Annotated in this window: 27 protein-coding genes and 3 pseudogenes; 19 read left to right on the top strand and 11 right to left on the bottom strand. The window is 73.8% G+C overall.

From position 1 onward, the window contains the following. From HS99_RS07580 to HS99_RS07605, 6 genes are all read left to right on the top strand, one after another. On the top strand, nt 1–972 hold the full coding sequence (locus tag HS99_RS07580) for a carbon-nitrogen hydrolase family protein (RefSeq protein WP_046385928.1): 972 nt from the start codon (nt 1–3) through the stop codon (nt 970–972). Further along, complete coding sequence (locus HS99_RS07585; RefSeq protein WP_030287787.1) at nt 969–2,093, top strand: cupin domain-containing protein; 1,125 nt, start codon at nt 969–971, stop codon at nt 2,091–2,093. Before HS99_RS07580 ends, HS99_RS07585 begins: the two co-directional genes overlap by 4 nt. Nucleotides 2,094–2,109: 16 nt before the next feature. After that, the gene (locus HS99_RS07590) at nt 2,110–3,003 is read left to right on the top strand and encodes a fumarylacetoacetate hydrolase family protein (protein ID WP_030554544.1); all 894 of its coding nucleotides are present in this window, start codon (nt 2,110–2,112) and stop codon (nt 3,001–3,003) included. A gap of 120 nt (nt 3,004–3,123) precedes the next feature. Continuing rightward, the gene (locus tag HS99_RS07595; protein WP_030287791.1) at nt 3,124–3,876 is read left to right on the top strand and encodes a maleate cis-trans isomerase family protein; all 753 of its coding nucleotides are present in this window, start codon (nt 3,124–3,126) and stop codon (nt 3,874–3,876) included. Between the two features lie 49 nt (nt 3,877–3,925). Further along, nucleotides 3,926–4,768: a PaaX family transcriptional regulator gene (locus tag HS99_RS07600; RefSeq protein ID WP_030554546.1), complete on the top strand. Its 843-nt coding sequence runs from the start codon at nt 3,926–3,928 to the stop codon at nt 4,766–4,768. Then, nucleotides 4,765–6,378 (top strand): amidohydrolase, encoded by a 1,614-nt coding sequence (locus tag HS99_RS07605; RefSeq protein ID WP_030554548.1) that lies wholly within the window; start codon nt 4,765–4,767, stop codon nt 6,376–6,378. The genes HS99_RS07600 and HS99_RS07605 overlap by 4 nt, the downstream gene beginning before the upstream one ends. A 55-nt stretch (nt 6,379–6,433) precedes the next feature. Here the strand turns inward: HS99_RS07605 and HS99_RS07610 are convergent, their stop codons facing one another. After that, entirely contained in the window at nt 6,434–6,955 is a 522-nt protein-coding gene (locus HS99_RS07610; protein WP_030287797.1) for a universal stress protein, read from the bottom strand. 131 nt (nt 6,956–7,086) lie between these two features. After that, nucleotides 7,087–7,680 carry a hypothetical protein gene (locus HS99_RS07615; RefSeq protein ID WP_030287799.1) on the bottom strand — a complete coding sequence of 198 codons (594 nt, stop codon included), beginning with the start codon at nt 7,678–7,680 and terminating at the stop codon, nt 7,087–7,089. 75 nt (nt 7,681–7,755) lie between these two features. On the opposite strand from HS99_RS07615, the gene HS99_RS07620 reads away from it, so the two are divergent. Both HS99_RS07620 and HS99_RS44695 read left to right on the top strand, forming a co-directional pair. Then, entirely contained in the window at nt 7,756–8,391 is a 636-nt protein-coding gene (locus HS99_RS07620; RefSeq protein WP_030287801.1) for an alpha-ketoglutarate-dependent dioxygenase AlkB, read from the top strand. A gap of 67 nt (nt 8,392–8,458) precedes the next feature. Continuing rightward, nucleotides 8,459–9,241 (top strand): VOC family protein, encoded by a 783-nt coding sequence (locus HS99_RS44695; RefSeq protein WP_030554550.1) that lies wholly within the window; start codon nt 8,459–8,461, stop codon nt 9,239–9,241. Between the two features lie 160 nt (nt 9,242–9,401). Here HS99_RS44695 and HS99_RS46390 read toward each other — a convergent pair. Continuing rightward, nucleotides 9,402–9,735: pseudogene (locus tag HS99_RS46390) on the bottom strand (ABC transporter permease family protein); the annotation flags it as partial. Between HS99_RS46390 and HS99_RS07630 the strand changes: the two are divergent. After that, complete coding sequence (locus tag HS99_RS07630) at nt 9,648–10,151, top strand: IclR family transcriptional regulator (protein WP_420896644.1); 504 nt, start codon at nt 9,648–9,650, stop codon at nt 10,149–10,151. The pseudogene HS99_RS46390 and the gene HS99_RS07630 overlap by 88 nt on opposite strands. Nucleotides 10,152–10,377: 226 nt before the next feature. Then, a complete protein-coding gene (locus HS99_RS07635) occupies nt 10,378–11,091 on the top strand; it encodes an alpha/beta hydrolase (protein ID WP_030287807.1) in 714 nt (237 codons plus the stop codon). A 323-nt stretch (nt 11,092–11,414) separates the two neighbouring features. Here the strand turns inward: HS99_RS07635 and HS99_RS07640 are convergent, their stop codons facing one another. After that, nucleotides 11,415–11,951, bottom strand: a complete 537-nt coding sequence (locus tag HS99_RS07640) for a universal stress protein (protein WP_030287810.1) — start codon at nt 11,949–11,951, stop codon at nt 11,415–11,417. Nucleotides 11,952–12,135: 184 nt separating this feature from the next. Further along, entirely contained in the window at nt 12,136–12,807 is a 672-nt protein-coding gene (locus HS99_RS07645) for a TetR/AcrR family transcriptional regulator (RefSeq protein ID WP_030287812.1), read from the bottom strand. A gap of 120 nt (nt 12,808–12,927) precedes the next feature. On the opposite strand from HS99_RS07645, the gene HS99_RS07650 reads away from it, so the two are divergent. Continuing rightward, nucleotides 12,928–13,743 (top strand): MOSC domain-containing protein, encoded by an 816-nt coding sequence (locus tag HS99_RS07650; protein ID WP_030287815.1) that lies wholly within the window; start codon nt 12,928–12,930, stop codon nt 13,741–13,743. A 79-nt stretch (nt 13,744–13,822) separates the two neighbouring features. Here the strand turns inward: HS99_RS07650 and HS99_RS07655 are convergent, their stop codons facing one another. After that, on the bottom strand, nt 13,823–14,215 hold the full coding sequence (locus tag HS99_RS07655) for a ribonuclease (RefSeq protein ID WP_030287817.1): 393 nt from the start codon (nt 14,213–14,215) through the stop codon (nt 13,823–13,825). 289 nt (nt 14,216–14,504) lie between these two features. Here HS99_RS07655 and HS99_RS07660 point away from each other — a divergent pair, with 289 nt between their 5' ends. Together HS99_RS07660 and HS99_RS07665 are read left to right on the top strand one after the other, a co-directional pair. Then, nucleotides 14,505–16,190 (top strand): carboxyl transferase domain-containing protein, encoded by a 1,686-nt coding sequence (locus tag HS99_RS07660; RefSeq protein WP_078867510.1) that lies wholly within the window; start codon nt 14,505–14,507, stop codon nt 16,188–16,190. A 519-nt stretch (nt 16,191–16,709) separates the two neighbouring features. Then, on the top strand, nt 16,710–17,084 hold the full coding sequence (locus HS99_RS07665) for an aggregation-promoting factor C-terminal-like domain-containing protein (protein WP_223885899.1): 375 nt from the start codon (nt 16,710–16,712) through the stop codon (nt 17,082–17,084). A gap of 228 nt (nt 17,085–17,312) precedes the next feature. Here HS99_RS07665 and HS99_RS07670 read toward each other — a convergent pair whose 3' ends face one another. Further along, on the bottom strand, nt 17,313–17,771 hold the full coding sequence (locus tag HS99_RS07670; RefSeq protein WP_030287826.1) for an HD domain-containing protein: 459 nt from the start codon (nt 17,769–17,771) through the stop codon (nt 17,313–17,315). Nucleotides 17,772–17,991: 220 nt separating this feature from the next. Here HS99_RS07670 and HS99_RS07675 point away from each other — a divergent pair, with 220 nt between their 5' ends. Continuing rightward, entirely contained in the window at nt 17,992–18,918 is a 927-nt protein-coding gene (locus tag HS99_RS07675; RefSeq protein WP_030287828.1) for an AEC family transporter, read from the top strand. Between the two features lie 34 nt (nt 18,919–18,952). Here the strand turns inward: HS99_RS07675 and HS99_RS07680 are convergent, their stop codons facing one another. Beyond that, nucleotides 18,953–19,387 carry a MarR family transcriptional regulator gene (locus HS99_RS07680; RefSeq protein WP_030554555.1) on the bottom strand — a complete coding sequence of 145 codons (435 nt, stop codon included), beginning with the start codon at nt 19,385–19,387 and terminating at the stop codon, nt 18,953–18,955. A 164-nt stretch (nt 19,388–19,551) separates the two neighbouring features. On the opposite strand from HS99_RS07680, the gene HS99_RS07685 reads away from it, so the two are divergent. After that, the gene (locus tag HS99_RS07685) at nt 19,552–20,442 is read left to right on the top strand and encodes an alpha/beta fold hydrolase (protein ID WP_050366410.1); all 891 of its coding nucleotides are present in this window, start codon (nt 19,552–19,554) and stop codon (nt 20,440–20,442) included. 920 nt (nt 20,443–21,362) lie between these two features. Here the strand turns inward: HS99_RS07685 and HS99_RS44700 are convergent. Continuing rightward, complete coding sequence (locus HS99_RS44700) at nt 21,363–21,626, bottom strand: dsRBD fold-containing protein (protein ID WP_030288432.1); 264 nt, start codon at nt 21,624–21,626, stop codon at nt 21,363–21,365. A 265-nt stretch (nt 21,627–21,891) separates the two neighbouring features. Here HS99_RS44700 and HS99_RS07700 point away from each other — a divergent pair. The 3 genes and pseudogenes from HS99_RS07700 to HS99_RS48260 all read left to right on the top strand — a co-directional run. After that, a pseudogene (locus tag HS99_RS07700) lies at nt 21,892–22,731 on the top strand (DMT family transporter); the annotation flags it as partial. 263 nt (nt 22,732–22,994) lie between these two features. Then, complete coding sequence (locus HS99_RS48105) at nt 22,995–23,216, top strand: DUF6629 family protein (protein ID WP_050366411.1); 222 nt, start codon at nt 22,995–22,997, stop codon at nt 23,214–23,216. Between the two features lie 250 nt (nt 23,217–23,466). Beyond that, a pseudogene (locus tag HS99_RS48260) lies at nt 23,467–23,529 on the top strand (hypothetical protein); the annotation flags it as partial. 200 nt (nt 23,530–23,729) lie between these two features. On the opposite strand, the gene HS99_RS07710 reads toward HS99_RS48260, so the two are convergent. Beyond that, nucleotides 23,730–25,076 (bottom strand): MFS transporter, encoded by a 1,347-nt coding sequence (locus HS99_RS07710; RefSeq protein WP_030288430.1) that lies wholly within the window; start codon nt 25,074–25,076, stop codon nt 23,730–23,732. Next, nucleotides 25,073–25,696, bottom strand: a complete 624-nt coding sequence (locus HS99_RS07715; protein WP_030554958.1) for an ArsR/SmtB family transcription factor — start codon at nt 25,694–25,696, stop codon at nt 25,073–25,075. Before HS99_RS07715 ends, HS99_RS07710 begins: the two co-directional genes overlap by 4 nt. Nucleotides 25,697–26,011: 315 nt before the next feature. Between HS99_RS07715 and HS99_RS07720 the strand changes: the two genes are divergently transcribed. Beyond that, nucleotides 26,012–26,710, top strand: a complete 699-nt coding sequence (locus tag HS99_RS07720) for a sensor histidine kinase (RefSeq protein WP_030554959.1) — start codon at nt 26,012–26,014, stop codon at nt 26,708–26,710. Nucleotides 26,711–26,830: the final 120 nt, after the last annotated feature.

Raw genomic sequence — 26,830 nt, forward strand, 5'->3', positions numbered from 1 at the left:
ATGCTGGACCTGCCCCGCTTCACCGCCGCAGCCGTGCAGGCCGCCCCGGTCTACCTCGACCCGGCCGCGACCGTGGACAAGGCCGTCGCCCTGATCCAGGAGGCGGCCCGGCACGGCGCCGGACTGGTGGTCTTCCCCGAGGTCTTCGTGCCCGGCTACCCGTACTGGAACTGGACGATGACCCCGGTGCAGGGCTCGCCCTGGTACGAGCGGCTGTACCGCGCCGCCGTGAACGTCCCCGGGCCGTACGTCGACACCCTGCGCGCCGCCGCCCGGCAGGCCGGCGTGGTGCTGGTGATCGGCGTCAACGAGCGAGGCCGGCACAGCCTCGGGGTGCTGTACAACACCCTGCTGGTCATCGGATCGGACGGCGAACTGCTCGGCGTGCACCGCAAGTTGGTGCCGACCTGGGCCGAGAAGCTGACCTGGACGCCGGGCGACGGCAGCTCGCTGCGGGTGCACCGCACGGCCGTCGGCCCGCTCGGCGCGCTCGCCTGCGGGGAGAACACCAACACCCTGGCCCGCTTCACCCTCCTCGCGCAGGGCGAACTCGTCCACGCCGCCAGCTACATCGCCCTGCCGGTGGCCCCCGAGGACTACGACATGGCCGAGGCGATCGCACTGCGCGCCGCCGCCCACTGCTTCGAGGGCAAGCTGTTCACCGTGGTCTCCTGCTCGACAATCTCGCCGGAGATGGTCGACCTGATCGCCGGGGAGGACCAGCAGGTCCGCAAGCAGCTCGCCCGCCCGCGCAACGCGCTCTCCGGGATCTTCGGCCCGGACGGCCGGGCGGTCACCGAGTCGCTGGTCGACGAGGAGGGCATCGTCTACGCCGAGATCGACCTCGGCCGGTGCGTCCAGCCCAAGCAGATGCACGACATCGTCGGCCACTACAACCGCTTCGACGTGTTCCAACTGCACGTGAACGACCGCCCACTGCGGCCCCTGGTGCTCCCCGAGGAGGAGGCATGACCAGCGAGAACAGCTACGACGACGAACGGATCGGCCGGGCCCGCGTCAACGACAGCCCCGAACTTCTCGCCTACTACGAGGAGTTGGCCAAGCACGAGGCCGGCGCCCTGTGGACGGTGGCGAACGAGATCGAACCCTGGTACCCGCAGCCGAAGTCCGTCCCCGTGCTGTGGCGCTACGCCGACCTGCGTCCGCTGGTCCGCAAGGCGCTCCCGCTGGTGAAGGCCGACGACGCGGGCCGCCGGGTGGTCATGCTGGTCAATCCCGGCCGACGCGAACTCAGCGCCGCCGTCGGCCTGTTGTACACCGGCCTGCAGATCATGGGCCCCGGCGAGGCGATGACCGCCCACCGTCACCAGGCCTCCGCGCTGCGCTTCGTCCACGAGGGCGCCGGCGCCTGGACGGTCGTGGACGGGCAGAAGCTCAAGGTCGGTCCGCGCGACTTCGCGATCACCCCCAACAACACCTGGCACGAGCACGGCAACGAGGCCGAGGACCACCCGGTGATCTGGCAGGACGGCCTGGACATCCCGCTGGTCAACACCCTCGACGCCAACTTCTACGAGGTCCACCCCGAGCTCTACCAGCGTCCCGGCCCGGTGACGAACTCCTCGCTGCTCAGCTACGGCGGCAACCTGCTCCCGTACGGCGCCGAGAAGTGGACCCGCCCGTACTCCCCGCTGCTCGGCTGGCCCTGGGAACCCAGCTACCACGCGCTGTGCCAACTCGCCCGCGCCACCGAGGGATCCCCGTACGACGGCGTGATCATGGAGTACACCAACCCGGTCACCGGCGGCCCGGTGATGCCCACCATGGCCGCCCACCTGCAGCTGCTGCGCCCCGGCCAGGCCACCCGGGCCCACCGGCACACCGGTTCGGTCGTCTACACGGCGGCCAAGGGGCGCGGCGTCTCGGTGATCGCCGGGCAGCGCTTCGAGTGGCAGCAGGGCGACATCTTCGTGGTGCCGTCCTGGGCCTGGCACGAGCACGCGAACCTCGACCAGGGCGAGGACGCCTGCCTGTTCTCCTTCAACGACTTCCCGGTGATGCACTCGCTCGGCCTCTACCGCGAGGAGCCCTATCCGGACCACGACGGGCACCAGCCCACCACCAACCCGTAACAGGAGCCCTGGAACCATGCACCTGCTCACCTACTGCATCGACGGCGACGAAACCCCCCGCCTGGGCGCCCGGATCGGTGCCGACCGGGTCGCCGATCTGACCGCCCTCGCCTCTGCCGCCGGAGTGCAACTCCCCGGAAGCGTGCTGGAGTTGATCCGTGCCGGCAAACCCGCTCTGAGCACCGCCCGGCAGCTGCTCGGCGACGCGCCGGACACCCGGCCGCTCGCCGAGGTGTCGCTGCGCGCCCCGCTGCGCCCGGGAAAGATCGTCGGCGTCGGCCTCAACTACGTGGAGCACGTGGACGAGTCGCACCGCAGTCTGGACACCGACCGCGAACTCCCCGACCGTCCGGTGCTGTTCGGCAAGCCCGCCACCGCCGTCACCGGCCACGGCCAGCCGATCCTGCACAACGCCGACCTCACCAAGCAGCTCGACTGGGAGTGCGAACTCGCCGTCGTCATCGGCGAACCCGCCCGCCGGGTGAGCGAACAGGACGCCTGGCGACACGTGTTCGGCTACAGCATCGTCAACGACGTCAGCGCCCGCGACCAGCGCCGCTCCGGCCAGTGGTTCTTCTCCAAGGGCCAGGACAGCTACGCGCCGTTCGGCCCGGTCGTGGTCACCGCCGACGAGATCCCCGACCCGCAGCGGCTCGACCTCTCGCTGCGGGTCAACGGCGAGCTGCGGCAGAACTCCAACACCCGCCACATGCTGTTCGGCATCGCCCGGCTGATCGCCGACATCTCCGCCGGCATGACCCTGGAGCCCGGGGACGTGATCGCCACCGGCTCCCCCTCGGGGGTGGGCGCCGGGATGGTCCCGCCGCAGTTCCTGCAGCCTGGCGACCTGGTGGAGGCCACCATCGAACGGATCGGCACCCTCGCCAACCCCGTGATCGACGCCCGCTGAAGCAAGGCCCGCCGCATCGACACCCGCGAATCGACACCCGCCGAATCGACACCCGCCGAATCGACACCCGTCGGACCAACGCCCGCCGCATCGACACCCGCCGAGAGGAGTCCGGTGCAGATGACCACCTACCGGATCGGCCAGATCGTCCCGAGCTCCAACGTCACCATGGAGACCGAGGTCCCCGCCCTGCTGCGGGCCCGCGAGGCGGTCGCCCCCGAACGGTTCACCTTCCACTCCAGCCGGATGCGGATGACCAGGGTCACCCCCGAGCAACTGCGCGCCATGGACGCCGAGTCCGACCGCTGCGCCGCCGAGCTCTCGGACGCCCGGGTCGACGTGATCGGCTACGCGTGCCTGGTCGCGGTGATGGCCACCGGCCCCGGCTACCACCGCGAGGCCGAACAGCGGCTGCACCGCCGTACGGTCGAGAACGGCGCGCCCGCACCCGTGGTCACCAGCGCCGGGGCCCTGGTGGCCGGCCTGCGGACGCTCGGCGCGAAGAAGGTCGCGATGGTCACCCCCTACCTGCGGCCGCTGGCCCGGACGGTGGTCGACTACCTCGCCCAGGAGGGCATCGAGGTGCTCGACCACGCCGCCCTGGAGATCGCCGACAACCTGGACGTGGCGGCCCACGACCCGGCCCGGCTGCCCGCGATCGCCAAGGGCCTCTCGCACGGCGGGGCCGACGCCGTGGTGCTCTCCGCCTGCGTGCAGATGCCCTCGCTGTCCGCCGTCGAGGAGACCGAGCAGCAACTCGGCAAGCCGGTGGTCTCGGCCGCGATCTGCACCACCCACCAGCTGCTGCGGGCGCTCGGCCTGCCCGCCGTCGCTCCGGGCGCCGGGCACCTGCTCTCCGGCGCCTACGCGTAGAGCCGCCCCGCTATGATCACCACCAGCCGTCGGGGAGGAGGGTCCGCACATGCCGGAGAGCACGGCCCGGCCCAGCTCCCTGATCCACACCGTCTACGGCGAGTTCGTCCGCCGCCTCGGCGGCTGGATATCGATCGCCGACCTGATCGCGCTGATGGCCGAGCTGGACGTCGACGCCCCGGCCGTCCGCTCGGCCACCTCCCGGCTGAAGAAGGCCGGCACCCTGCTCCAGGAGCGCCGCGCCGGCACCGGCTACCGGCTCTCCCCCGCGATGGCCCCGGTCTTCGACGAGGGCGACCGCCGGATCTTCCACAGTCTGGAGCCCGCCGAGCTCGCCGACGGCTGGGTGGTGGCGGTCTTCTCGGTGCCCGAGTCCGAACGCGCCCACCGCCACCAGCTGCGCTCCCGGCTCAGCTGGCTCGGCTTCGGCAACGCCGCCCCCGGGGTCTGGCTGGCCCCCGCCCGGCTGCTGCCGGACGCCCGGCTGCTGCTGGAACGCCTGGGCCTGAGCGCCTACGTGCACCTCTTCCTCTCCGCCGAGTACGCCGGCTTCGCCGAACTCCGCACGGCGGTGGCGAGTTGGTGGGACCTCCCGGCGATCGAGGCGCAGTACGCGGCCTTCACCGACGCCTGGCGCCCGCTCGCCGAGGAGTTGCGCGGGCGGGCGCGGATCGACCCGGCCGAGGCCTTCCGGGACTACGTACCGATGCTCACCCAGTGGCGCCGGCTGCCGTACCTCGACCCCGGGCTGCCCGAACCGCTGCTGCCCGCTAACTGGAACGCCGTCCCGGCCCGCGCCGTGTTCACGGAGGTGCACGGGCTGCTCGCCGGACCGAGCCTGCGGTTCGTCGAGAAGGTCACCGGACTGTCGCACCCCCAGGAGCTGCCATGACCACCCCAGCCGACCTGCTGATCCGCGCCGCCGCCGTGCACACCCTCGCCCCGGGCGAGCCGCCGCAGCGGGCGGTCGCCGTGACCGACGGCCGGATCACCGCCCTCGCCGCCGAGCCCGACGGCCTGGACGCGCTGATCGGGCCCGGCACGGAGGTGGTGGACGCCCCGTCGGCGACCGTGCTGCCCGCCTTCGACGACACCCACACCCATCTGATCCTGGCCGGACACAGCGTTCACGGCGTCCCGGTGCACGAGGCCCGGGACCTCGCCGGGTTCCTGGAGCTCATCCGCGAGCGCGCCGCCCGCACCCCGGTCGGGGAGTGGATCCTCACCACGGTGAACTGGCAGGAGGTGCTGCTCGCCGAACAGCGGATGCCGACCACCGGGGAACTGGACGGCGCCACCGCCGACCACCCGGTGCTGGTGCGCCGCGGCGCGTACAACATGGTGCTCAACTCGGCCGCGCTGCGGCTGGCCGGGATCGACGGGTCCACCGAGGCACCGTCCGGCGGGGTGATCGAACGCGACGAGCACGGTCGGCTCACCGGCCGGCTGATCAACCGGGCGACCGAGCTGGTCGAGCGGGTGCTGCCACGCCCGACCCTCGCCGAGCGGATCGAGGGCCTGCGGGCGGCCTCCGCCGACTACGCCGCCACCGGGATCGGCACCGTGCGCGACTGTCTGGTGCCGGTCGAGGACCTCGACGTACTGGACGCGGCACGGGCCGAGGGCGCGCTCGCCGTCCGGGTCCGAGCCCTGGTCTCCGGCTTCGCGGCGCGCACCCCCGAGCAGGTGGACGCACTGCTGGACCGGATGGACCGGTGGCGCACGGAGGGCCGGGACGATGCCCGACTGCGCCTCTGGGGCGTCAAGTTCGGTATCGACGGCGGCTTCGAGGCGGGCGCGCTGGAGGAGCCGTACCAGGGGCAGCCCTGCTACCACGGGCGGCTGCTCTGGGAACCGGAGCAGCTGTTCGCCGCGGTGGACCGGGTGGTCGAGCGCGGCTGGCGGGCGGGCGTGCACGCCTGGGGTGACCGCGGGCTGCGCGTGCTGCTGGACGTCTTCGAGCAGGTGCTGAAGGGCCGCCCCGGTCTGCCGCCGGGCACCCTCGTGGTCGAGCACGGCGGACTGGCCCGGGCCGACCAGCGGGCGCGGGCGATCGCGCTCGGCATCCCGGTGACGGTGCAGCACCCGCTGCTGCACGACGGCGCGCTCACCCAGCAGCGGGCCTGGGGCGAGGAGCGCACCGCCGCGCTCTTCCCGCTGCGGGAGTGGCTGGACGAGGGAGCGCAGCTCTCGGCCGGCTCGGACTTCCCGGTCGGCCCGTACGGCGCGATGGTGTCGGTGTGGGGCATGACCACCCGCGGCACCACGGCCGGGGTGGTCGGCGCCGAGCACGCGATCGGGCGGGACGAGGCGGTCGCACTGCACACCGTCGCCGCCGCCCGACTGACCGGGGAGAGCGCCGAGCGCGGCAGCCTGCGCCCGGGCGCGCTCGCCGACCTGACGCTGTGGCCCGTCGACCCGCTGAGCTGCCCGGTGGAGGAGCTCCGGGAGCTGCGGCCGGTCCGCACGGTGGTCGGTGGCCTTACCGTCCATCGGAGTTGACGGACCAGTTGACGGACCAGTTGACGGACCAGTTGACGGACCAGTTGGCGGACCGTCAGGCCGCGATGAGCTCCCGCAGGTCGATGCCGTCGCGGTGCAGGGCACGCAGGTCCTCGTGGAGGTCGGACGGCGGGACGACCAGCACGCCGCCACGGGCGTGGTCCAGGCAGTAGCGGGCGACCGAGCCGCGCAGCAGGCGGCGCAGCCGTCCGCGCATCGAGCCGTGCCGCCCGGCGCTGATCACCAGCAGGTCATCGGGGCGGTCGGCCATGGCGGTCAGCACCGGCCCGGCCTCGCCGCGCATGACCAGCGGCTGCACGGGCAGGCCGATCGGCAGGCCGCCGAAGGCCTGGCCGAGCGCGCTCTCCAGCCGGGCCTCGGCGGCGTCCTGCCAGGCGCGGAGCAACGGCGGGCAGGGGCGGGCGCGGTAGCTGCGCTCGCCGCCGACCGGGGTCCAGGCGAGCACCGGGACCAGCACGGCCCGCCGGGCCCGGGCCTCCTCCGCCGCCCGGTGCAGGGCGGTGAGGCTGTGCAGTGAACCGCTTACTCCGACGATGACGCGCGCGTCGCCCGACATGATCCTTCACTTTCCGATGCCAAACTCATTCAGTGTCTGCGTTTATATTGCCATGGTCGCGCTTGAGCCTGCAAATCAAAGGCATTCACTGAATATTGCCTTGAAACACTCGGAAGCTGGGTGATCGTCCCTCAGCCTCCCGGACCAGCCTCCCGGACCTCCTGGAGCAGCCCCCAGGTGAAGTCGGCCGTCCAGCAGCGCACCCGCCCGTCGGCGCCGGGAGCCGCGAAGTCCAGCCGGAAGCGGGTCGGCGCACTCCCCTCGCGCGGTACCGCCCCCGGGAACGCCGTCCCCACGTCGCCCACCACGCAGTTCCACGGCGCCAGGTCGGCGGCGGTACGCAGCACGGGCGGCGGGGCGCCGTCTGCCCGGACCAGCCACTCGTTCAGCACGGGCGCGCCGATCTCCGCGGGGCCGAGCAGCACCTCGAAGCGCAGTTCGGGCCAGAGCGGCAGCGCCCACTGCCGCGCCGTGCAGGCGAGGTCCCCGATCCGGCGCGGCCGGCTCGCCTCGGCCGGCCCGAGCACGGCGGCGTACCGGGCGGCGCCGCGCGGGAAGCGGGGCGACCGGACCATCGCCTGCCAGCGCTTGTTCGCCTCCCGCATCGAGGCGCGGGTGGCGCCGAGCCGCCGTACGGCCTCCTCGACCAGCTCGGGGTGGTAGTCGGCCATCCGACGCAGCAGGAAGAGTTGGAACTCGGTGACGCCGAACCCGTTGACCGCCATATCGGCAGGCTAGCGCCCATCTTTTACCCGCCCCATGTTCGAGCATCTGTTCGATTCACGGCGTAGGCTGGACCCATGCACGACACCGTCCACCTCCAGCCCTCGCTGTTCGAAGAAGCCGCCGACCTCCGGCTCGGCCCGCTCGACGGCGTGCAGCGCCTGGTGCTCGGCGACGGCGCCTGGCTGGACGTGCTGCCCGGCTGGCTGCGCGGGGCGGACCAACTGTTCGAACAGCTGGTCGCGACCGTGCCCTGGCGGGCCGAACAGCGCGAGATGTATGAGCGGACGGTCGACGTCCCCCGGCTGCTCGCCTCCTACCCCGCCGACGCCGAACCGCCGCACCCCGTCCTCGGCGAGGCCCGTGCGGCGCTCAGCCGGCACTACGCGGCCGAGCTGGGCGAGCCCTTCCGCACCCTCGGGCTCTGCTACTACCGGGACGGCCGGGACAGCGTCGCCTGGCACGGCGACCGGATCGGGCGCGGCGCCCGCGAGAACACCATGGTGGCGATCCTCTCCGTCGGCGAACCGCGCGTCCTCGCCCTGCGACCGCGCTCCGGCGGCGCGGCCGTCGTCCGCCGACCGCTCGGACACGGGGACCTCGTGGTGATGGGCGGCTCCTGCCAGCGCACCTGGGAGCACGCCGTCCCGAAGACCGCCCGCCCGGTCGGCCCGCGGATCAGCATCCAGTTCCGCCCGCGCGGGGTCGCCTGAACCGTCCGCTTGCCGCCCACCCGCCGGGAGCCGAGGCTGACGGAGTGGGGGTCGACCAGGAGGCGGCATGCCGAAAGCGGGCAGGTACCACGAGGGCGTCCCCTGCTGGACCGTCCTGACCACCCCGGACCTCGCCCGGGCTGAGCGCTTCTACGGCGCGCTGTTCGGCTGGCAGTTCGTCCCGACCGGCCTCGCCGAGGCGGTCGCCACCCGGCACGGCGCCCAGGTCGCCGCGATCACGTCCGCGCCGCGGACCGCCACGGCCGGCCCCGCACCCCCGCCGCCCGCCGCCTGGACCACCTGCCTCGCCTCCCGCGATCTGCCGCGCACCGCGGTCGCCGTCCGCGCCGCCGGCGGCCGGATCGCCCGCGAGCCGTACGAGGTGCCCGACCAGGGCCGCGCCGCGCTCGCCGTCGACCCGCTCGGCGCGCCCTTGGGCCTCTGGCAAGGCGGCGCCGTCGACGGCGCCGGGCTGGTGAACGAGCCCGGCACCCTCACCTGGAACGAGCACCTCTCCCCCGACCCGGACGCCGCCCGCGCCTTCTACCACCGGGTCTTCGGCTACGGCTACGACCGCCCCCGGGCGGGCCACACCCTCGCCCGGGTCACCGGCCTGCCCGCGTGCAGCATCGGCCCCGCCGACCCGTCCGGGACCACCCCCGGCTGGCGAGTCCACTTCGGGACGGCCGACACCGACCGCGCCACCGCCGCCCTGCGCGCCCTCGGCGGCACCGTACGCACCGGCCCGGGGCCGACGCCCTTCGGCCGCGCGGCGCTCGTCCGGGACGACGCCGGGGCGGAGTTCGTCCTGGTCGCCGTCCCGCCCGAGGAGTCGGCGGCGGCCGCCTGAACGAGGTCGCCGGACGGCTGCGCACGGCGCGGGAGTCCGAGGGGTAGGGGTCGTCGGCTCCGTGTCCTGGATTCGCGCCCCGACGTGTCCGACCGCCGGTGGTCAGTCCTTGACCGCGCCCGCCAGGCCGGACACCAGCTTCCGCTGCACCGCGACGAAGAACAGTCTCCTCCGGGATGGCGCGGATGCCCGCGTAGAGGGTCACCATCACGAACGGGTAAGGAGTGCCAGACCACCACCGCGCCGACGATCAGGAACGCCGTCCACTTGTCGTAGAACCAGTTGAACTCGTGGAAGCCGCTCAGCCCGAGCCCCTCCAGGGCGTGGTTGACCAGCCCGAGGTTGGTGTCGAACAGGAAGCTCCACACCGTCGAGCCGGTCATCGCGGGCGCCGCCCAGGCGGCCGTTGCCGCCGTGGTCAGCACCAGCCGCGGCCAGCGGCCGACCCTGGTCAGCAGCACCGCGAGGGTCGCGCCGACGGCCAGGGTCGCGACAGGACGAGGCCAACGTCCGGATGGCCTCCCGGGTCGGCAGCCGGGCGCCCGCCTACTGCACCGCCACCGGAAAGGCGATCCTCGCCTGGCTGCCCGAGGAGGCGGTCACCGAGGTGGTCGCGGCCGGACTGCGCCCGGTCACCGCCTGGACCATCTCGGACGAGACCCGGCTGCGCGCCGACCTGGCCCGGATCCGCGCCCGCGGCTACTCGATCGACGACCGGGAGAACGAGCCCGAGGTGCGGTGCGTGGCCGCGCCGATCTTCGACCACACCGGCGAGGTGACGGCGGCCCTGTCCGTCTCCGGCCTCACCTCCCGGATGACCGCCGCCCGGGTCCGCGCCCTCGGCCCGGTCGTCGCCCAGGCCGGCCTGCGGATCTCCCGAGAACTGGGCTCCGACCGCCAGCCCTCCTGAGGTCGTCTTCCGGCGGCCTGGAAACGCGGACGGGGCCCGGCACCCTTCAAGGCACCGGACCCCGTCCGATCATGGAGCGCCAGGCCCGGGTCGCACGGACTCTTCCTACTGAAAGTAGGACGTGCTCTGGTAGCACCACTGACGCCTGACGAGAGATCATCTCCCTCGCGACAGGAAGTACAGTACCAGTTCCGTGATCATCCACCGAACCGGAGGCGAACCCGGCATGACGAGCACCCGACCGCAGGCCGTCCCCTACGCGGACGGGCGGCTGCTGGACGTCCACCGGCCGACCACCACCGCCGGCGGGCCCGCACCGGTCGTACTGCTCTGGCACGGCTCCGGCCCCGACGAGCGCGACGTGCTGCACACGCTCGCCCAGGAGGCCACCGGACTGGGCCTGTTGGTGTTCGTCCCGGACTGGCGCCCCGACCGGGAGGACGGCGGCCGCGCCGACCTGCTCGCCTCGCTCGCCTTCGCCCGCCGCAACGCCGCCGCGTACGGCGGGGATCCGGAGCGCTTCGTCCTGGCCGGCTGGTCGCTCGGCGGCCGTGAGGCCGTCGCGGTGGCCACCCACCCCGGCACCCCGGCCGACCTGCGCCCGACCGCCGCCGTCGGCATCGCCTCCGCCTACGGACGCCCGGCCGCCACCACCGGCGACATACCGCTCGACCACCTAGCCGAGGGCCCGTCCCCGGTCCCGATCTGGCTGGTGCTCGGCACGGAGGACGAGGTGGTGCCCGGCCGGCTCACCCACCAACTGCACGCCGCCGTACCGGCGTCCGAGCTTCTCGAACTCCCCACCGACCACGCCGGCGTGGTGATGACCACCTACAGCCCCGAGGCCAACCGCTGCCTGCCCGCCACCGACCCCGCCACCCTGGCAGCCGGGCGCCGGACCGCCGCCGTGCTGGCCCGGGCGGCGGGGATTGCGGCGTAGCGGGACTCCACGGGTCGAACTGTCACAGGCGGCCGGCACCCTTGCCGTCATGGACGAGGACGCCCTGGTCGAACGGCTCCGGCGGCACCGCCGTGCCGCCCCCGGTCACCACCGCGCAACCGCGCCCGTCCTGCTGGTCGACCTCAACGACGAGACGGATCCCTCACGGGCCGATTCCCCGTCGCTCGCCCGCTGGCTGACGGACCGGCTCGACGGACGCGTCTGGTGGGAGGAGGAGGTCATGCTCGCGGGCGAGGGCGAGATGCTCCCGCCCTGGCCCGCCGCCGCACTCGCATCGCTCGCCAACGGCCTGGAACGGCAGGTCAGTTGCCGGAGACCAGCTCCCGGAACCCGTACCCGCGTTCCAGCGCCTCCAGGTCCCGCTGGAGGGGCGGGCGCGGGACGGTGAGCACCGGACAGGTGGCGTGCCGGACGCAGTAGGCGGTGATCGACGGCCGGATCAGCCGGGAGAGGAGGCCCCGCGCCCGGCCCGCGCCGAGCACCAGGACGTCGCCCGGTCGGTCCGCACAGCGCACCAGGGTGTGGCCGGCCTCCCCGCGCACGGCCTGGCAACGCAGCCGGACCCCCGCGTAGCACCCGGCGAAGGCCTCGTCGAGCGCCAGCCTCAGCCGGGCGACGGCGGCGTCGCGGCCCGCGTCGAGCACCGGCGGGCCGACCGCGCGGCGGTACCCGAGCTCCTCGCCCGGCGGGGTCCAGCAGAGCACCACGAGCACCTCGGCGTCCGTGCGCCGGGCCTCGGCCACCGCGTGGTGCAGGGCGGCGAGGCTGCCGAGTGAGCCGCTGACACCGACCACGATCCGGCCCGCGTCCGTACCGGTGTCCGCACCCGTGTCCGTCATGGGCCGTCCCGCCTTTCCGCACTGCCGCTCCGCACTGCCTTCTCCGTGCGCGTCGCCGAACCCGAACCGCGCCGCGTCCCAGCAAAGCGGCGCGGCGCCCGCGGCATCCCGCCAGTTGACGCGGCTCTGACGCGGCGCCCGGCGTTCCGTACGCGTCCCTGATGCCCACGAGGCCCCGGGCAGCTCAGGCCTCCGGCGCCTGCGCCTCCCACAGGTCGGCGAACATCCGGTCCAGGTGCTCCTCGCCGACCGGCGGGACCGGCAGCGGGTGGGTGGCCCGGGCGCGGAAGCCGTCCAGCAGCAGGGCGAGGTAGCGGCGCCAGAGGTCGGGGCGCAGCTCGGTGGCGGCGGGCAGAGCGCGGCAGAGCGGGCCGAGCAGGAAGAGCAGGTCCATGGTGACCACGTCGCGCCGCATGCTGCCCTGTTCCTGGGCGCGGGCGATCAGGGCGCCGACGGTGGCGGCGTGCCCACGGCTGATCTCGGTCATGCCGGGGACGGTCGGGATGGCCCGGGTGACCAGGTCGTTGATGCCCCGGTCGGCGGCGACGAGTTCGAAGATCCGCTCGAAGTAGCGCTCCAGGCCGGTCCAGGCGTCCTCGGCGGCGAGCGCCTCCTGCCCGGCCGCGGCCAGTCCGGCCCCGGCGTCCGCGAAGACCTCGGCGACCAGCGCCTCGCGGGTCGGGAAGTTCCGGTAGAGGGTGGCGTTGCCGACGCCGGCCTCCTTGGCGATCTGGTCCAGCGGAACGTCGAGGCCGTGCCGGGAGAACATCTCCCGGGCGGCGGCCAGCAGCAGGTCCCGGTTGCGCTGCGCGTCGCGCCGGAGTCGTCCCGGGGGGTTCGCGCTGCTCTGTGCCATGCGCAGACCCTAGCAACCGCGCCGCCGCAGGGGGCCGTCGGCTCGACGACCGGGCCGACAACTACCCTACGGGCAATGATCAGGAGCGGTCCGGAGCGGCCGCGGGGGTACGGGGGCGGCATGGCCACGGTGACGGAGTTGCGGTACTACCCGGTGAAGGGCTGTGCCGGAGTGCGGGTCGAGCAGGCGGAGTTGACCCCGGCCGGGCTGGCCCACGACCGGGCCTTCATGGTGGTGGACGAGCGGGGCGTGTTCCGTTCCCAGCGGCGCGACGCACTGCTGGCCACCGTCCGTCCGACGGTGGAGCCGGGCGAGCGGCTGGCCCTCGCCGCCCCCGGGGTGGAACCGGTGGCGTTTTCCGTGGACACCGTGGGCCCGCGCCGCAAGGTGGAGTTGTTCGGCGCACCCTTCCTCGCCGTCGACCAGGGCGACGAGGCGGCTGACTGGCTCTCCCGGGTGCTGGGCGTTCCCAGCCGGCTGGTCCGGGTGCCGCCGGAGCACGACCGGGTGACCGACGGGCTGAACCCGGGGACGTCCGGCTTCGCCGACAGCAGCGCGGTGCACCTGCTGTCCCGTTCCAGCCTGGACGACTTCAACGAGCGCACCGGCGGAGCGCCGCTGCCCGTGGAGCGGTTCCGCCCCAACCTGGTGGTGGACGGCTGGCCGGAGCCGCACACCGAGGACCTGCTGCGCCGGTTCACCGTCGGCGGCGCCGAGTTGGGCTACACGAAGCTGGCGATCCGGTGCTCGGTGACGCTGGTGGACCAGTCCACCGGCGCCAAGGCGGGCCCGGAGCCGCTGCGCACCCTGGCACGCTACCGCCGGGCGGCGGCCGGCGGGGTCGCGTTCGGCAGCAAGTTCTCGGTGCTGCGCCCGGGCACGCTGCGGGTCGGGGACGAGCTGACGGTGAGCGACTGGGGGTCGTCCGAGCTGTAGCCCGCCTTCGACGAACCGCGTGCCGCGTCCGTGGCCCCGGCGGGGACGCCCGCCGGGGCCACGGACCTGCCGGCGGACGTCAGCAGGTCTGGTCGATCAGGGAGAACGTGGCGTAGTGGTCGCCGGTGTAGTAGTCCTCCTGGGTGGCCTCACCGGTGATGATCCGGCGGGTACCGCGAGTCCGGGCGCCCGGGGTGATGACGGTGTACTCGTGGTAGTACCCGTACGACTGGGTGGGCAGGACGCTCTCTCTGTTCTGGAACACCACGCCGTCCTGCGAGTACGGGAACGGACCGTCCGAGGCGATCAGGTTAAGGGTGTCGGTGGCCTCCGGCGGAAGCGCGGACAGGCACACCGTGCCGCTCACGTCGGCGTGCGCCTCGGTGGCGACGGCGACAGGAGCGAGGGTCATCAGGGCGACGGCGGTGATGGCGGCAGCGCGGGTCTTCCACGCGCGTAGAGTGCGGGTCATGCCCCCAGTGTGTCGAGCCACCGACAACCTCGAAAGGCTTTCGAACACTTTTTACCGGCGGGTAACTCTCGCTTTCCATAAGCGACTTGAGCTGTACGTCGACCTCCGGTGACACACCGTCGGGGCCGCCCACGAACCGCCCGTCCCGCCCTTGGGTCGACCGCCGTCGAACTACTGCAGGCCCCGCTGTCGGGCTGCTCACACCTTCACAGCACTCCCACAACGGCCCGCCCGCGCCGCATAGAGTGACGGACCGGGTCGGACCGGAACGATCTCTGACGGGGTGGACATGGATACGGGCAGCAGCACGGGTTCGGGCACGGCTTCGGGTTCGGGTTCGGGTTCGGCCGTCGGCAGGGCCACAGGCGCGGGTTCGGCCGTCGGCAGGGGCACGGCGCTGACCGCCCACCAGCTGATCGGACTGCTGGTCGACCCGGGCGGCTTCCACAGCTGGGACGAGCCACTCACCGCGCCGCCGTCCGGGTCGGCACCCACGCCCGCACCGCCCAGCACGTCGCTTTCCGCGCTGTCCGCCTCGGCGCCCACCGATCCCGGCTACCGCGCCTCGCTCGACCGGGCCCGCGACCGCACCGGTCTGGACGAGGCCGTGCTCACCGGCCTCGGTCTGGTCGACGGACGACCGGTCGCCCTGGTCGCCTCCGAATTCGGTTTCCTCGGCGGCTCCATCGGCGTCGCCACCGCCGAACGGATCACCCGGGCCGTCGAGCGCGCCACCGCCGAGCGGCTCCCGCTGCTCGCCCTGCCGGTCTCCGGCGGCACCAGGATGCAGGAGGGCTCGGCGGCCTTCCTCTGCATGCTCCGCATCACCGCCGCCGTCCAGGCCCACCGCGCGGCCGGCCTCCCCTACCTCACCTATCTGCGCAACCCGACCATGGGCGGGGTCTTCGCCTCCTGGGGCACCCTCGGCCAGCTGGTCTTCGCCGAGCCGGGCGCCCGGCTCGGCTTCCTCGGCCCGCGGGTCTACGAGGAGCTGCGCGGCGTGGAGCTGCCGGCCGACGTCCAGCTGGCCGAGACGCTCGCCGGGCACGGGCTGGTGGACGCCGTGGTACCGCCGCAGGAGCTGCGCGAACTGCTCCGCCGCACGCTCTCCGTCCTCGGCACGGCGCCTCCCCCTCACAGGGGTACGGCCGGGTCCGCACCCAGCGGTCCCGCTCGGTCCGACCACCCCGTCGAGCAGCCCGCCCCGCACCCCGACGCCTGGGACTCCGTCCGCCGCACCCGCCGTCCCGACCGCCCCGGCACCCGCGAGCTGCTGCGCCGCACCGCCGAGGAGCTGGTGCTGCTGGACGCGCCCGGCGGCCGCGCCGGCGCACTGGTCCGGGCGCTCGCCGTACTCGGCGGCCGGCCCGTCCTGGTCGTCGGCCAGCAGCGGCAGACCCCGGAGCACGAGCGCCCCTTCACCGCCGCCGACCTGCGGGCCGTCCGGCACACGGCGCGCCTGGCCGAGCAGCTGCGCCTACCGCTGGTCACCGTGGTGGACACGGCCGGGGCCGAACTGTCCGCGCAGGCCGAGCTGGACGGGATCGCCGTGGAGATCGCGCACTGTCTTACCACCCTGCTCGCACTGCGCACGCCCGTCCTCGCCGTCCTGCTCGGTCAGGGGTCCGGCGGCGGCGCACTGGCACTGCTCCCCGCCGACCGGGTGCTCGCCGCCGGCCACGCCTGGCTGGCGCCGCTGCCGCCGGAGGGCGCCTCGGCGATCGTGCACCGGGACGGCGCGCACGCCGCCGAGCTGGCCCGGGCCCAGGGCATCGGCGCCCACGACCTGGCGCGGGTCGGGCTCGTGGACGAGGTCATCCCGGAGCTGCCGGACGCCGCCGAGGAGCCGGAGTCCTTCTGCGCGCGCCTGGGAGCGGCGCTCAACGCGGCGCTCGCCGAGCTGTCGGTCACCGGCGAGGCGGACCGGCTCGCCGCCCGGGCGCTCCGGCACCGGCGCCTCGGCGACCGTCGGTGACCGCGGGTGAGCCGGGACGGTCGGGGCGTGACCGGATTCTGTGGTGCCGGACACAGATCGTCAGTACCCAAAGTACTGTGAGCGGTTCGTCTGGTCACCGCCCCCGCCCCCAAGCGGTGAGTGCGCTCACAGCGGATTCACGGCTACGACGGATGGTAGTGATGGGCGCACAGCGGTTTCCGCACCCGCCACATTCCCTGCCCACGGCGTCCTGACCGACGTTCGCCCAGGTCAGGGACTGTACCAGCGACGGCAGCCGGCACCCCTTCGAATCCATGGCGACCGCCGTGCGTACGACCGTGCGTCGTACCAAGGGGGTCTTGGCGGGGGCCGATCCGGTCTGGCAACAATGGCTCTCGTCGTCAGCCGCACCGGCTCCTGTCCCGCCGGTGAACGGCTTGCCGCCGAGTCGCGCTCCACAACCGCAACGGCCCCTGTCCGGCCCGTGGTCCTGGGCGGGGCGCGACTCGGCCCAACCCGATTGAGGTCCTGCCCTACATGCCCGCTTTCAAGCTCCGTATGCGCACTTCCGCCGCGATCCTCGCCGGCGCCGCTGGTCTGACCGCCCTGGGCGCGGGTGTGCTGCCCGCCACCGCCAACGCCGCCACCGCCTCCCCGAAGGCCATCGCCGCCCGGATCGTCCCGGCGAACCAGCTGGCCTCGTTCAGCCAGATCATCTCCCACGAGTCCGGCTGGAACGTGACCGCGACCAACCCGAGCTCGGGCTCCTACGGACTGGGCCAGGCGCTGCCGGCCTCCAAGATGGCCTCCGCCGGCGCGGACTGGAAGACCAACCCGGCCACCCAGATCAAGTGGGCGCTGGACTACATGAACACCCGCTACGGCAGCCCGAACGCCGCCTGGGCCTTCTGGCAGACCCACCACTGGTACTGAGCCGACCGACCACCGGCCTAACCGGCTTCCACCCGTCTCCTGACCATTTCCCCCCTCACCCCGGGGGTCGGACAGGGACCACCGGGGTGACCCGACAGGGCCCGGGCCCGCGCGAACCGCGTGGCCCGGGCCCTGTCGCACTTGCCGCGACGTCCGCCGCCCGCCATCCGCTCTCCCCCGTCCCCCGTCGGCTGTCCCCCGTCAGCTGTCCGCTGTCCGCTCTACGGTTCAGAGCTCACCGGTGAGCCCCAGCAGCTCCCGCATCCGCGCGTACTTGGCCGTCAGCCGCTCCGCGGTCGCCCGGTCCAGCGCGGCCAGCCGGGACGGGTCGGAGTTGTGTGCGAGGTCGGCGCGCTTGACCAGCAGCGCGCCGGGCGTGGCCAGGATGCGCGCGGTGTACGCCTCGACCGGCTCCTCGGGCCGCCGGGTGAGCGCGTCCACGATCGCCTTGGTCGCCTCCGGCAGCGCGGCCCCCGCCAGCCACTCCCGGCTCAGCCGCCCGTCCTCGACGGTGTCGTGCAGCCAGCCCGCCGCGATCTGCGCCTCACTGCCGCCGCGGGCCGCCGTCCCCTCGGCGACCGCGGCGATGTGCTCGCCGTACGGATGGCCGTTCTTGTCCACCTGCCCCTCGTGGGCACGGCGCGCGATGGTCTCCACCTCGGACAGGCTCAGGTACTGGTCCTCCACCGGCTCATCGTAAGCCCGTCCGCCGGGCGGCTCTCCGGCACGTCCCGGCGGGCTCCGGTTCCCGTCCTCGTCAGTGGCCCCTTGACCGGCCCGTTGATCAACTCGTCGAAGGCCACTGATTTACTCCTCCGGGGGTTCTCGGCGGTCCCGGTGGTCCTGCGCCCTCGGGCGGGCGACACCCGCCGCACCCGGCAGACCCGTACGAGCGATCCGAGGAACCATGCCCGCCCTCCATCCGCTGCTGTCCGCCTTCGCCCCGATCTGGGCCCTCACCGCAGTCGGCTACCTCGTCGCCCGTGCCGGGCTGATCGGGCCGCAGGCGGAGATGGTGCTGACCCGCTACGTCTTCCACGTCGCGATGCCGGCCGCCCTCTTCCTGATGATCGCCCGCACCCCGCTGGGCCACTTCGCCAACCCGTCGATGCTCGCGTTCGTGGCCGGCGCCGCCGTCGCGACCGGCCTCGGGCTGCTCGCCGGGCGCGTGCTCTTCCGGCGCGAACGCGGCGAACTGGCGATCGGTGCGATGGCCGCCGGTTACGTCAACTCCGCCAACCTCGGCATCCCGGTGACCATGCAGGTCGTCGGCGACGCCTCCTTCGTCGGACCGGTGATCCTCTTCCAGATCCTGCTGGTCACCCCGGCCGTCCTGGCCGTCCTGGACAGCGGCGCGGCCGGCCGACGGGCCCTGCTCACCCTGCCGCTGCGCAACCCGGTCCTGCTCGCCACCGCGCTCGGCGCCCTCGCCTCCGCGACCGGGCTGCACCTTCCCGCCGAGCTCCACCACTCCGCCGAACTGCTCGGCGGCGCCGGAGTGCCGACCGCCCTGGTCGCCCTCGGCATGTCGTTGCACAACCGGCCGCCGGCCGACGGCCTCTCCCGCCGCGTCGAGGTCGGGCTGACCGTCGCGATCAAGACCCTGGTCCAGCCGCTGGTCACCCTGCTCGTGGCCGGCCCGGTGCTCCACCTTCCCGCCCACCAGCTGCTCACCGTGGTGCTCTTCTCCGCCCTGCCGACGGCGCAGAACATCTACACCTACGCCCGCGAGTACGGGCAGGGCACCGACCTCGCCCGGGACACGGTGCTCTGGTCGACGCTGGTGTCGATGGTGACCCTGTCCGTGATCGCCTGGACCCTCGGACCCGCGTGACCTCCTCCCTCCTGCGCCCCGCCTTCCCGACTGCTCACTCCCGCCGGGCGGCGGCCACCACGGAGGTCATCGCCTCCAGAAAGCGGCGGGCCGTCGCCAGCTCGGCCGCGTCGAACCGGTCCATCGCCGCGACCAGGTCCCCGATCAGCCCGCCGAAGAAGCCCTGACCCAGCTCCATCGCCCGCTCCTCCACCATCAGCCGGATCCTGCGCCGGTCCTCCGGATCGCGCTCGCGGCGGATCAGCCCGAGCCGCTCCAACCGGTCCACCAGGCCGGTGGTGCCCGCCGAGTTCAGCCGCAGCGCCTCCCCGAGCCGGCCCGGGGTGACCACCTCCCCGGCCCGGGCGGCGTCCAGCAGGTGGATCAGCGCCCGCAGGTCGGTCGGATGCAGACCACTGCGAGCCGCGAACTCAGCCCCGAACAGGTCGAGTTCGACCGTCAGACCGCGCAGCAGGTGTACCAGCCGCATCGGCTCCCCAACCTCGGACACCCTCTCGTCCTTCCTCGGGCACGTACGTGCCATTATTCTCTCGTTCAGCGAGATACTTGTTCAACGAGTGATTCAGCGACTGATCCAGCAGCTGATCGCGTGCGTCACCCGCACGTGATCACACCACGCCGCGGAGGCCCATCATGTCCGCCCGCACCGCCCCGTCCCACCCGGCGCGCCTCGCGCCCTTCCTCGCCGCGTACGACGCACTCCTCGCCCGCTGGCCCGTACCGGTCGAGCCGCTCACCGTCCGAACCGCCCACGGCACCACCCGGATCAACGCCTGCGGCCCCGCCGACGGCCACCCCCTCGTCCTGCTCCACGGCGGCGGCGCCACCTCCGCCATGTGGTACGCCAACGCCGGTGCCCTGGCCGAGGCGGGCCACCGCGTCCTCGCCGTCGACCTGATCGGCGACCCCGGGCGCAGCGTCCACGACGGCACCCCACTCGGCGACGTCCCCGGCCTGCTCGGCTGGCTCGACGCCGTGCTCGACCAACTGGGCATTCCCGCCGCCCACTTCTGCGGCCACTCGTACGGCGGCTGGATCGCCCTCGAGTACACCCTGCACACCCCCACCCGGGTCAGCAGCCTCACCCTGCTCGACCCCACCCAGTGCTTCGCCGGCTACCGCCCCGGCTACCTCCTGCGCGCCCTGCCCCTCTTCCTCCCCGGCCGCACCCCGCCCCGCGCCCGCAACTTCCTGGACTGGGAAGCCGCCCCCGGCTCCCACACCGACACCGACTGGCGCGAGCTCTACGCCCTCGGCTACGCCGACTTCCCCGCCTCCCCCGTCATCACCGGCCCCCGCCCCACCCCCACCCGGCTCCGCACCCTCACCGCCCCCCTCCTCGCCCTCTACGCCGAACACTCCCGCGCCCACGACCCCCACCGCACCGCCGCCGCCACCCGCCACACCCTCCCCCACGCCACCGTCACCACCATCCCGGGCGCCTCCCACCACACCCTCCCCATGGCCGCCGCCCCGGAGGTCAACCACCACCTCCTCAACTTCCTCCCCCCACCTCACCCCTGACCCCGGGCTCCACCAGGGCCCCGTCACCGGCCGAACTCACGCTCACCGCCACCCCGGGGCCGGCTCCTCCTCCCACCACCTCCCCACAACCACCCCGCACAGCCCCCGCCACCAAGGCCCCCAACCGCAGCTGCCGCAACCCACCGCACAGAAGGTCGACCCCACCGACTTCCTACGCAAAGCCCCCCTGAAAGCGCTGCCCACAACCGGCCCACGACCGCCACGCCCAAGGCCACCCGGCAACCCCCCCGCCACCCAGACCCGCGCCACTGCGCAGGAAGTCGACCCCGCGGCTCTGCCGGAGAGTGTCGTGAACACGTGGACTCCCCGGCGCTGCGCGATCTGGCCGGGCGGTCCCGGGTTGACCGTGCCCACGAGGTCTTCCGCGAGGCGCTGTACGAGATCGGCACCGCTCTGCCCGACGGGCACACCGCCGACCTCTGTTTGCTCCACCACCTGGCGGGCCGACTGGCGGCCGGGGAGGTCACGGCCGGTGAGGTGGTGGGCGAGGCCTGGTACCGCTGTCTGTCGGGGGGACACCGAGGCCGAGCGTCAGTTCATCGACACCATCGGCCCCGAATACTGGGTCGAGACCCTCGCGTCCGGGCCGCCCGAGGGGTACCAGGCCTGGCAGGACTCGGTGGGCGCGGCGGCCGAGCTACTGTGCCGGGCCGAGGCGCCGAGCTGGTAGCCCACGGACCGTCGCGCCGCGCGGAGGACGGATACCGAAGGCGCCCCCAAGTCGTTGCCTCAGACAGCCGCCCGCCCCCAAGGACACCCGTCCAGCGGCACCCTCCCGGAGGGCATCCGCTTCCGGACGGCGATCGACGACCGACCGGCCGGCCAACCCGTCCCGCTCGGGCGGGTCGGCCGTATCGGTCGTGGGTGCCGTTCGACGCGCCGAGTTCGTCGGCCGATGGTCAGTAGATCAGATAGCCCGGGCGGTGCCCCTCGTCCTCGATCTCTCCGGTGGCCTGTGCCCGCAGCTTGCGGGACAGTTCCTCCAGGGCTCGGGAGGCCGCGACCTCCTCGCCGATCCTGGCGAGCGGACGGTCATCCGCGCTCTTCTCGGCCTCGCCGTGCGCGCTCAGGCCCGGCGCCCTCGCGCCCGTCAACCTGGCGTCGCACGTCGTGTGCACGCCGTCCTCGTCGAAGCTCAGTTCCACGTCCCATTGGTTGTGCATGCCACACCTCCTGGCGCCGGCCCCCGCCACGCCGGTCCGGGCCGGCCAGGACGGTGGGTCCGTGGCGGCCGCTGACACCAGCGTGCGCCGCCCCACCGGTGGCGGCAAGCGCGGCGGTTGCCGCCACGGACCGGCCTGGTACTGTCGCGTCCGGTCGGCCCGGCCGCCGCCCCGGCGGTACGCTGACGGAAGCGCGCCGCGACCGCCGTCCCTCCCCCGGCCCCGCCTACGCGGCGCGGGGTAGCGACAACCTGGTGGTCCCTCCGTGGCGGTCTTCCTCCTCGCTCTGAGCGCGGCCTGCTGTCTGGGACTCGGCTTCGTCCTCCAGCAGCACGCGGCGCAACGCGCCCCGCGTGCCGACATGCTGCGCTGGCGCCTGCTGCTGGACCTGGTGCGGATGCCCGAGTGGCTGCTCGGCACCGGGTTCATGGTCGGCGGTCTGCTCCTCTCCGCGCTCGCTCTCCACCAGGGCGAGGTGTCGCTGGTCGAGCCGCTGCTCGCGACCAACCTGCTCTTCGCCATGGCTCTCTCCCGGGTGCTGACCCGTCAGACCCTCGGCCGCTCCGGCTGGGCCGGGGTACTGCTGCTGGGTCTGGGGGTGACGGCGTTCATCGTGGCCGGGCAGCCGACCGGGGGCGGTCCACCCGCCGGGGAGCTGCGCCACTGGCTGGTGGTCGGCACAGTGGTCGGGCTGACCCTGCTGCTGGTGACGCTGGCCCGTCGACTGCCGTTGTTCGAGGAGGCCACCCTGCTGGCCCTCGCCGCCGGACTGCTCTACGGCCTCCAGGACGCACTGACCCGCACCACCACCCAGCGCCTCGACCACAGCGGACTCGCGGTGGTGCTGCGCAGCTGGCAGCCGTACGCGGTCGTGGTGGCGGGCGTGGTCGGACTGCTGCTGGTGCAGAGCGCCTTCGAGGCCGCACCGCTGCGGATGTCGCTGCCCGCCCTGACCGCCGCCCAGCCGCTGTCCGGGATCGCCTGCGCGGTCGGCTTCCTCGGCGACCGGCTGCGGGTCACGCCGGGCGCGCTGGCCTGGGAGGCCGCGGGACTGGTGGCGATCGTGATCGGGGTGATCGTGATCGGCCGACATCCGGCGATGCCCGGAAGCGTCCGGGAGACCCTGGAGAACATCGGGGCACCGCCGGGGAACGAGTCGGCCGGCGGTGATGTCGGTCCGGACCAGGGCGGCGGTGGCAGCAAGCGCACCGCCGGCAGCGACGGTAATGACGACGGTGATGACCACGGCAGCGACGCTGACCCCTACGACGGCACCGGCACGAGCACGAGCACCAGCACCAGCACCAGCACCAGCACCAGCACCAGCACCAGCGCTGACGCGAACGGGAAGGGCGAGTAGGCGGATCGATGTGCTGGAGCGCCCAGGCGGACGCCGTGGTCGGCGGGGCGGTCGCGGGCGTCGGCGTGGCCTGTCTGGTGCGCGCCCGGCGGTCGGGGCCACCGCAGCGCCTGCTGCTCGCCGCGCTCCCGCTGGTGCTGGGCGTGCACCAGCTGATCGAGGCGCTGGTCTGGCTCGGTACCGACGGTGAGCTGCCGTCGGCTCTCGCCGGGGCGGCCCGCACCGCCTAGGCGGCGATCGCCCTACCCTGCTGCCCGCCCTGGTGCCCACCGGGGTTGTGGTGCGCGACCCAGGGGCCCAGGCATCCGGCCGCGCCGAACCGGCGCCGCGTGCTCGCCCTGCTCACCCTGCTCACCCTGCTCACCCTGCTGGGCGCAGCGGTCTCGATCCCCCTCGCGGCCGCCGTCGCCCCTACCCGGTGACGGCCTGCTGGCAAGGTCACACCCTCGGTTACGCCATCGGCATCCGCATGCGGCCCTCCTGCTCGCCGGCTACCTCCTCACCACGGTCGGCTCCTTCCTCGTCAGCGGCGACCGTCTGCTCCGCCGCCTCGGCCTGCTCACCGGAGCGGGTGCCGTCCTCTGCGCCCTGCTCTGGCGATCGCGTTCGTCTCCACCTGGTGCGCCCTCGCCGCCTTGGCCAGCCTCCTACTCCTCCACTGGGCGGGACACCCGCCCGCGAACCGTTGATGAAGGGTGGGCTTTCGCCCTGCCCCAGCCCGTCCGTCGTTCGATGCCCGCCCCCTACGGCCGTGCCGCTTCCAGCGCGTCCTCCGCGCCGTCCGTCACCTGCTCACCGGCCTCGGCACGCCCGTGCCCGCGCTGGCGGTCCATCTCCCGCCACTCCGGCCGCAGTCCGGTCAGCGTGGTGGTGGCGAAGTACAGGACCCCGGCCGTGAGCAGGCTGGGTATCAGGCCCACCAGAGCGACCGCCGCGCCCGCGAGGAGGCCCCCGAGAGGGATGCCGGCCCAGGCCAGGGAGTCGCTGAGGGCGTGGACGCGGCCGAGCAGGTGGCGGGGCACCCGTTCGAAGAGGACCGCGCCGAGGATCGGGTTGAGGAATCCGGACCCGAAGCCACCCACGGCGAAGACCGCGACCACCGCCCACATCGGCGCGTCCAACGCGAGCACCAGGTAGCGAGGCGCCCCGGCGAGCAGGAAGCCGACGAAGAAGACCGTACGCCGGGGCAGCCGGTGGGCGAGCGTGGCCGCGATCAGGCTGCCGGCCACCGCGGTGACGCCCAGGACACTGCCGATCAGCCCGATACCAGCCGGGCCGTTGCCGGACTCCCGGGCCCAGACCGGGAGCAGGACGGTCGAGAACCCGGCGTCGAGCAGGTTGGTGATGCCGACCATGATGGTGACGGTGAGCAGCAGCGGTTCCGTCCGCAGGAAGCCGAAGCCCTCCCGGAACATCCGCCAGTAGCCGCCGTCGCGCTGGTCCGGCTCGACGGGGACCGTGCTTGAAGCCGCCTCCGGGACGGCCGAGCGCCCCATGCCGGGTGGCAGCGCCAGGGCGATGATCAGCGATCCGAGCGCGAAGGTGCCCGCGTTGACCGCCAGCCCGGCCAGCGGCCCCACCAACGCGACCAGCCCGCCACCGACCGCCGGCCCGATCGTGGAGGCCAGCCGCTCGGTGACGCCGGACAGCCCGGTGGCCCGCTCCATCGGCACCCGGGCGCGGTCGGCCGCCTCCGGGACCATGACCGACTTGGCCAAGTCCCCCGGCCCGCGCATCGCACCGATCACCGCGACCATCACCAGCAGCGTCCAGAACGGCAGCAGTCCCTGGGCGTGCAGCAGCGGAACGAGCCCGGCCGCGACGGCGCTCGCGGCGTCCGTCGTCCAGGACACCACGCGCGGCCCGAGCCGGTCGACCAACGGCCCGGTCAGCGCCTTGACCAGGACGTACGGCGTCATCTCGGCGAAGGCGACCAGGCCGGTCAGGGTGGCGCTGCCGGTGGTGGCCAGGACGAACCAGGGCAGGGCGATGGCGGAGACCCGTGTCCCGGTCAGGGAGACCGCCGTGGCTGCGAGCACCCCGACCAGCGGCCGCAGGCTGCGCACCGGCGGAGCGGCGACGGTGGTCATTCGGCACTCCCCTCGGCGGGTGCGGACGGCCCCTGGGCATCGGGAAGCACGTGGACCACCACGGAGACCTGCTCGCTGCCCTCCGGCACCGGCCCCTCGGCGCCGACCCGCCGGTAGCGCCGGAGGACCGCGGACAACTCAGCGGTGAGCTGCTCGGCCTCGCCCGGCGTGATCTGCAGCAGCATGTCGCTGAAGTCGACCGCCTTGCGCCACTCCCTGGGCATCGTCTCGAAGGAGTCGAGCACGCGCTGCCCGGTCAGGGTGTGGCCGGCCAACACGGCGCGCAGGAAGCCGACGGCCGTCTCGGGCTCCTCGTCCGCCATGTCCTCCCCCGTCCAGACCGTCATCCGGTGTGCCGAACGCCACCACCGCTCCCGGGCGTTGCCGCGCTCCGCGTCCTCCTCCACGAAGCCCGCGGCGGCGAGCTGGCGCAGGTGATAGCTGGTGGCTCCGGAGTTGAGCCCGAGCTGCTCGGCGAGCCTGGTCGCCGTGGACGGGCCGTGCTTGCGCAGCAGCCCGACCAGTCGCATCCGCACGGGGTGGGCCATCGCCTTCATGCCCTTGGCAGTGAGGACGACGTGCGGGTCGTCACTGTGCATCCAGCCGCGGTCTTCGGTCATAGCAGGAGACTAGGACCACAAAGATCTGTTTGCAAAGCCCTTTTTGCGAAGGATCCTTTGCGCTCGTCGAGCGCGCCATTGCGCCCCGCGAGCGGGCCACGGCCGGTCTACCGACCGGCTCGCGCCCGGCGTCCCCGCCGGTCGACGGGCCACCCACCCGCCGCTCGGCGGGGGCCGGGGCCGGGTACGGGTCCCGGAGCCGGATTGTCACCCGGGCGGAGGAGGAGCAGGCTGGCAGCAGGGCCAGGGAAGCGGCCCGCCCCGGTCGGCCGCGGACTCTACGACGGCCGCCGGTCAGGCACGAGGGGCAGGGCAATGGCACGCGGGAAGCTCTGGGGCTACGTCGCTTCGGGGGCTCGGGCGCTCGGTGCGTTCGGCGGCGCGGGCGGCGCGGGCGGCGCCGAACGCAAGGGCGCTGCGGGCACACCGGGGGGCCTCGGCCCGTACCCGCCGGTCGCGATGGCCGGCCCCCGGACGCTGTCCAGGACGGAACTCGACCAGTTGCGCTGGACCGGCCGCCAGGCCGGGTGCGAGCCGCAGGCGCGGCACGTCCAGGTCGCCGAGGTGGTGCGCCGGGTGCTGCGCGGCGGCGGGCGGGCGGCGGCCGTCACGGTCCGGCTGGCGCCCGGGCTGCCGGTGGTGGCCGGGGACGCCCGCCGGATGGAGGCCGCGGTGGCCGGGCTGGTCGACCATGCGATCCGGCGCAGCCCTCTGGGCGGCCGGGTGCTGGTCCGGGCGGACATCAGGCGCACCGGACCGACGGCGCCCCGGACCGGGGTCGGACGGGGCACGACCGCGCACCGCCGGGAACGAGTGGAGATACGGATATCCGACCGCGGCACGTACGAGCCGCCCGAGGCCCGCGAGTGGCTGCTCACAGGCGTGCGGCCTTCCGAGCCGGTCGGCCCGGCGCTGCACAGCCTGGTGCTGGCGGCGGGCGGGCGACTCGTGGTCGAGCCGACACCCGGCGGCGGCCTGACCGTCGTGCTCCTGCTGACGGTCGCCTACGACTGACCGGCCGGCCCACACCGCCGCTCCCCGCCCGCCCCGCCGATCCGCCCGCGCCACCGGTCGGCGTGCCCCACCGATCGACCCGCGTCACCGATCGGCCCGCGCCGCGCGGCGAACGTCGGC

The organism is Kitasatospora aureofaciens (assembly GCF_001188955.3).
Lineage (GTDB): Bacteria > Actinomycetota > Actinomycetes > Streptomycetales > Streptomycetaceae > Kitasatospora > Kitasatospora aureofaciens.

Excerpts from the sequence above, each read along its gene's own strand:
- HS99_RS07580 (WP_046385928.1), top strand. The coding sequence starts at position 1 with ATGCTGGACCTGCCCCGCTTCACCGCCGCAGCCGTGCAGGCCGCCCCG.
- HS99_RS07585 (WP_030287787.1), top strand. The coding sequence starts at position 969 with ATGACCAGCGAGAACAGCTACGACGACGAACGGATCGGCCGGGCCCGC.
- HS99_RS07590 (WP_030554544.1), top strand. The coding sequence starts at position 2,110 with ATGCACCTGCTCACCTACTGCATCGACGGCGACGAAACCCCCCGCCTG.
- HS99_RS07595 (WP_030287791.1), top strand. The coding sequence starts at position 3,124 with ATGACCACCTACCGGATCGGCCAGATCGTCCCGAGCTCCAACGTCACC.
- HS99_RS07600 (WP_030554546.1), top strand. The coding sequence starts at position 3,926 with ATGCCGGAGAGCACGGCCCGGCCCAGCTCCCTGATCCACACCGTCTAC.
- HS99_RS07605 (WP_030554548.1), top strand. The coding sequence starts at position 4,765 with ATGACCACCCCAGCCGACCTGCTGATCCGCGCCGCCGCCGTGCACACC.
- HS99_RS07610 (WP_030287797.1), bottom strand. The coding sequence starts at position 6,955 with ATGTCGGGCGACGCGCGCGTCATCGTCGGAGTAAGCGGTTCACTGCAC.
- HS99_RS07615 (WP_030287799.1), bottom strand. The coding sequence starts at position 7,680 with ATGGCGGTCAACGGGTTCGGCGTCACCGAGTTCCAACTCTTCCTGCTG.
- HS99_RS07620 (WP_030287801.1), top strand. The coding sequence starts at position 7,756 with ATGCACGACACCGTCCACCTCCAGCCCTCGCTGTTCGAAGAAGCCGCC.
- HS99_RS44695 (WP_030554550.1), top strand. The coding sequence starts at position 8,459 with ATGCCGAAAGCGGGCAGGTACCACGAGGGCGTCCCCTGCTGGACCGTC.
- HS99_RS07635 (WP_030287807.1), top strand. The coding sequence starts at position 10,378 with ATGACGAGCACCCGACCGCAGGCCGTCCCCTACGCGGACGGGCGGCTG.
- HS99_RS07640 (WP_030287810.1), bottom strand. The coding sequence starts at position 11,951 with ATGACGGACACGGGTGCGGACACCGGTACGGACGCGGGCCGGATCGTG.
- HS99_RS07645 (WP_030287812.1), bottom strand. The coding sequence starts at position 12,807 with ATGGCACAGAGCAGCGCGAACCCCCCGGGACGACTCCGGCGCGACGCG.
- HS99_RS07650 (WP_030287815.1), top strand. The coding sequence starts at position 12,928 with ATGGCCACGGTGACGGAGTTGCGGTACTACCCGGTGAAGGGCTGTGCC.
- HS99_RS07655 (WP_030287817.1), bottom strand. The coding sequence starts at position 14,215 with ATGACCCGCACTCTACGCGCGTGGAAGACCCGCGCTGCCGCCATCACC.
- HS99_RS07660 (WP_078867510.1), top strand. The coding sequence starts at position 14,505 with ATGGATACGGGCAGCAGCACGGGTTCGGGCACGGCTTCGGGTTCGGGT.
- HS99_RS07665 (WP_223885899.1), top strand. The coding sequence starts at position 16,710 with ATGCGCACTTCCGCCGCGATCCTCGCCGGCGCCGCTGGTCTGACCGCC.
- HS99_RS07675 (WP_030287828.1), top strand. The coding sequence starts at position 17,992 with ATGCCCGCCCTCCATCCGCTGCTGTCCGCCTTCGCCCCGATCTGGGCC.
- HS99_RS07680 (WP_030554555.1), bottom strand. The coding sequence starts at position 19,387 with ATGCGGCTGGTACACCTGCTGCGCGGTCTGACGGTCGAACTCGACCTG.
- HS99_RS07685 (WP_050366410.1), top strand. The coding sequence starts at position 19,552 with ATGTCCGCCCGCACCGCCCCGTCCCACCCGGCGCGCCTCGCGCCCTTC.
- HS99_RS44700 (WP_030288432.1), bottom strand. The coding sequence starts at position 21,626 with ATGCACAACCAATGGGACGTGGAACTGAGCTTCGACGAGGACGGCGTG.
- HS99_RS48105 (WP_050366411.1), top strand. The coding sequence starts at position 22,995 with ATGTGCTGGAGCGCCCAGGCGGACGCCGTGGTCGGCGGGGCGGTCGCG.
- HS99_RS07710 (WP_030288430.1), bottom strand. The coding sequence starts at position 25,076 with ATGACCACCGTCGCCGCTCCGCCGGTGCGCAGCCTGCGGCCGCTGGTC.
- HS99_RS07715 (WP_030554958.1), bottom strand. The coding sequence starts at position 25,696 with ATGACCGAAGACCGCGGCTGGATGCACAGTGACGACCCGCACGTCGTC.
- HS99_RS07720 (WP_030554959.1), top strand. The coding sequence starts at position 26,012 with ATGGCACGCGGGAAGCTCTGGGGCTACGTCGCTTCGGGGGCTCGGGCG.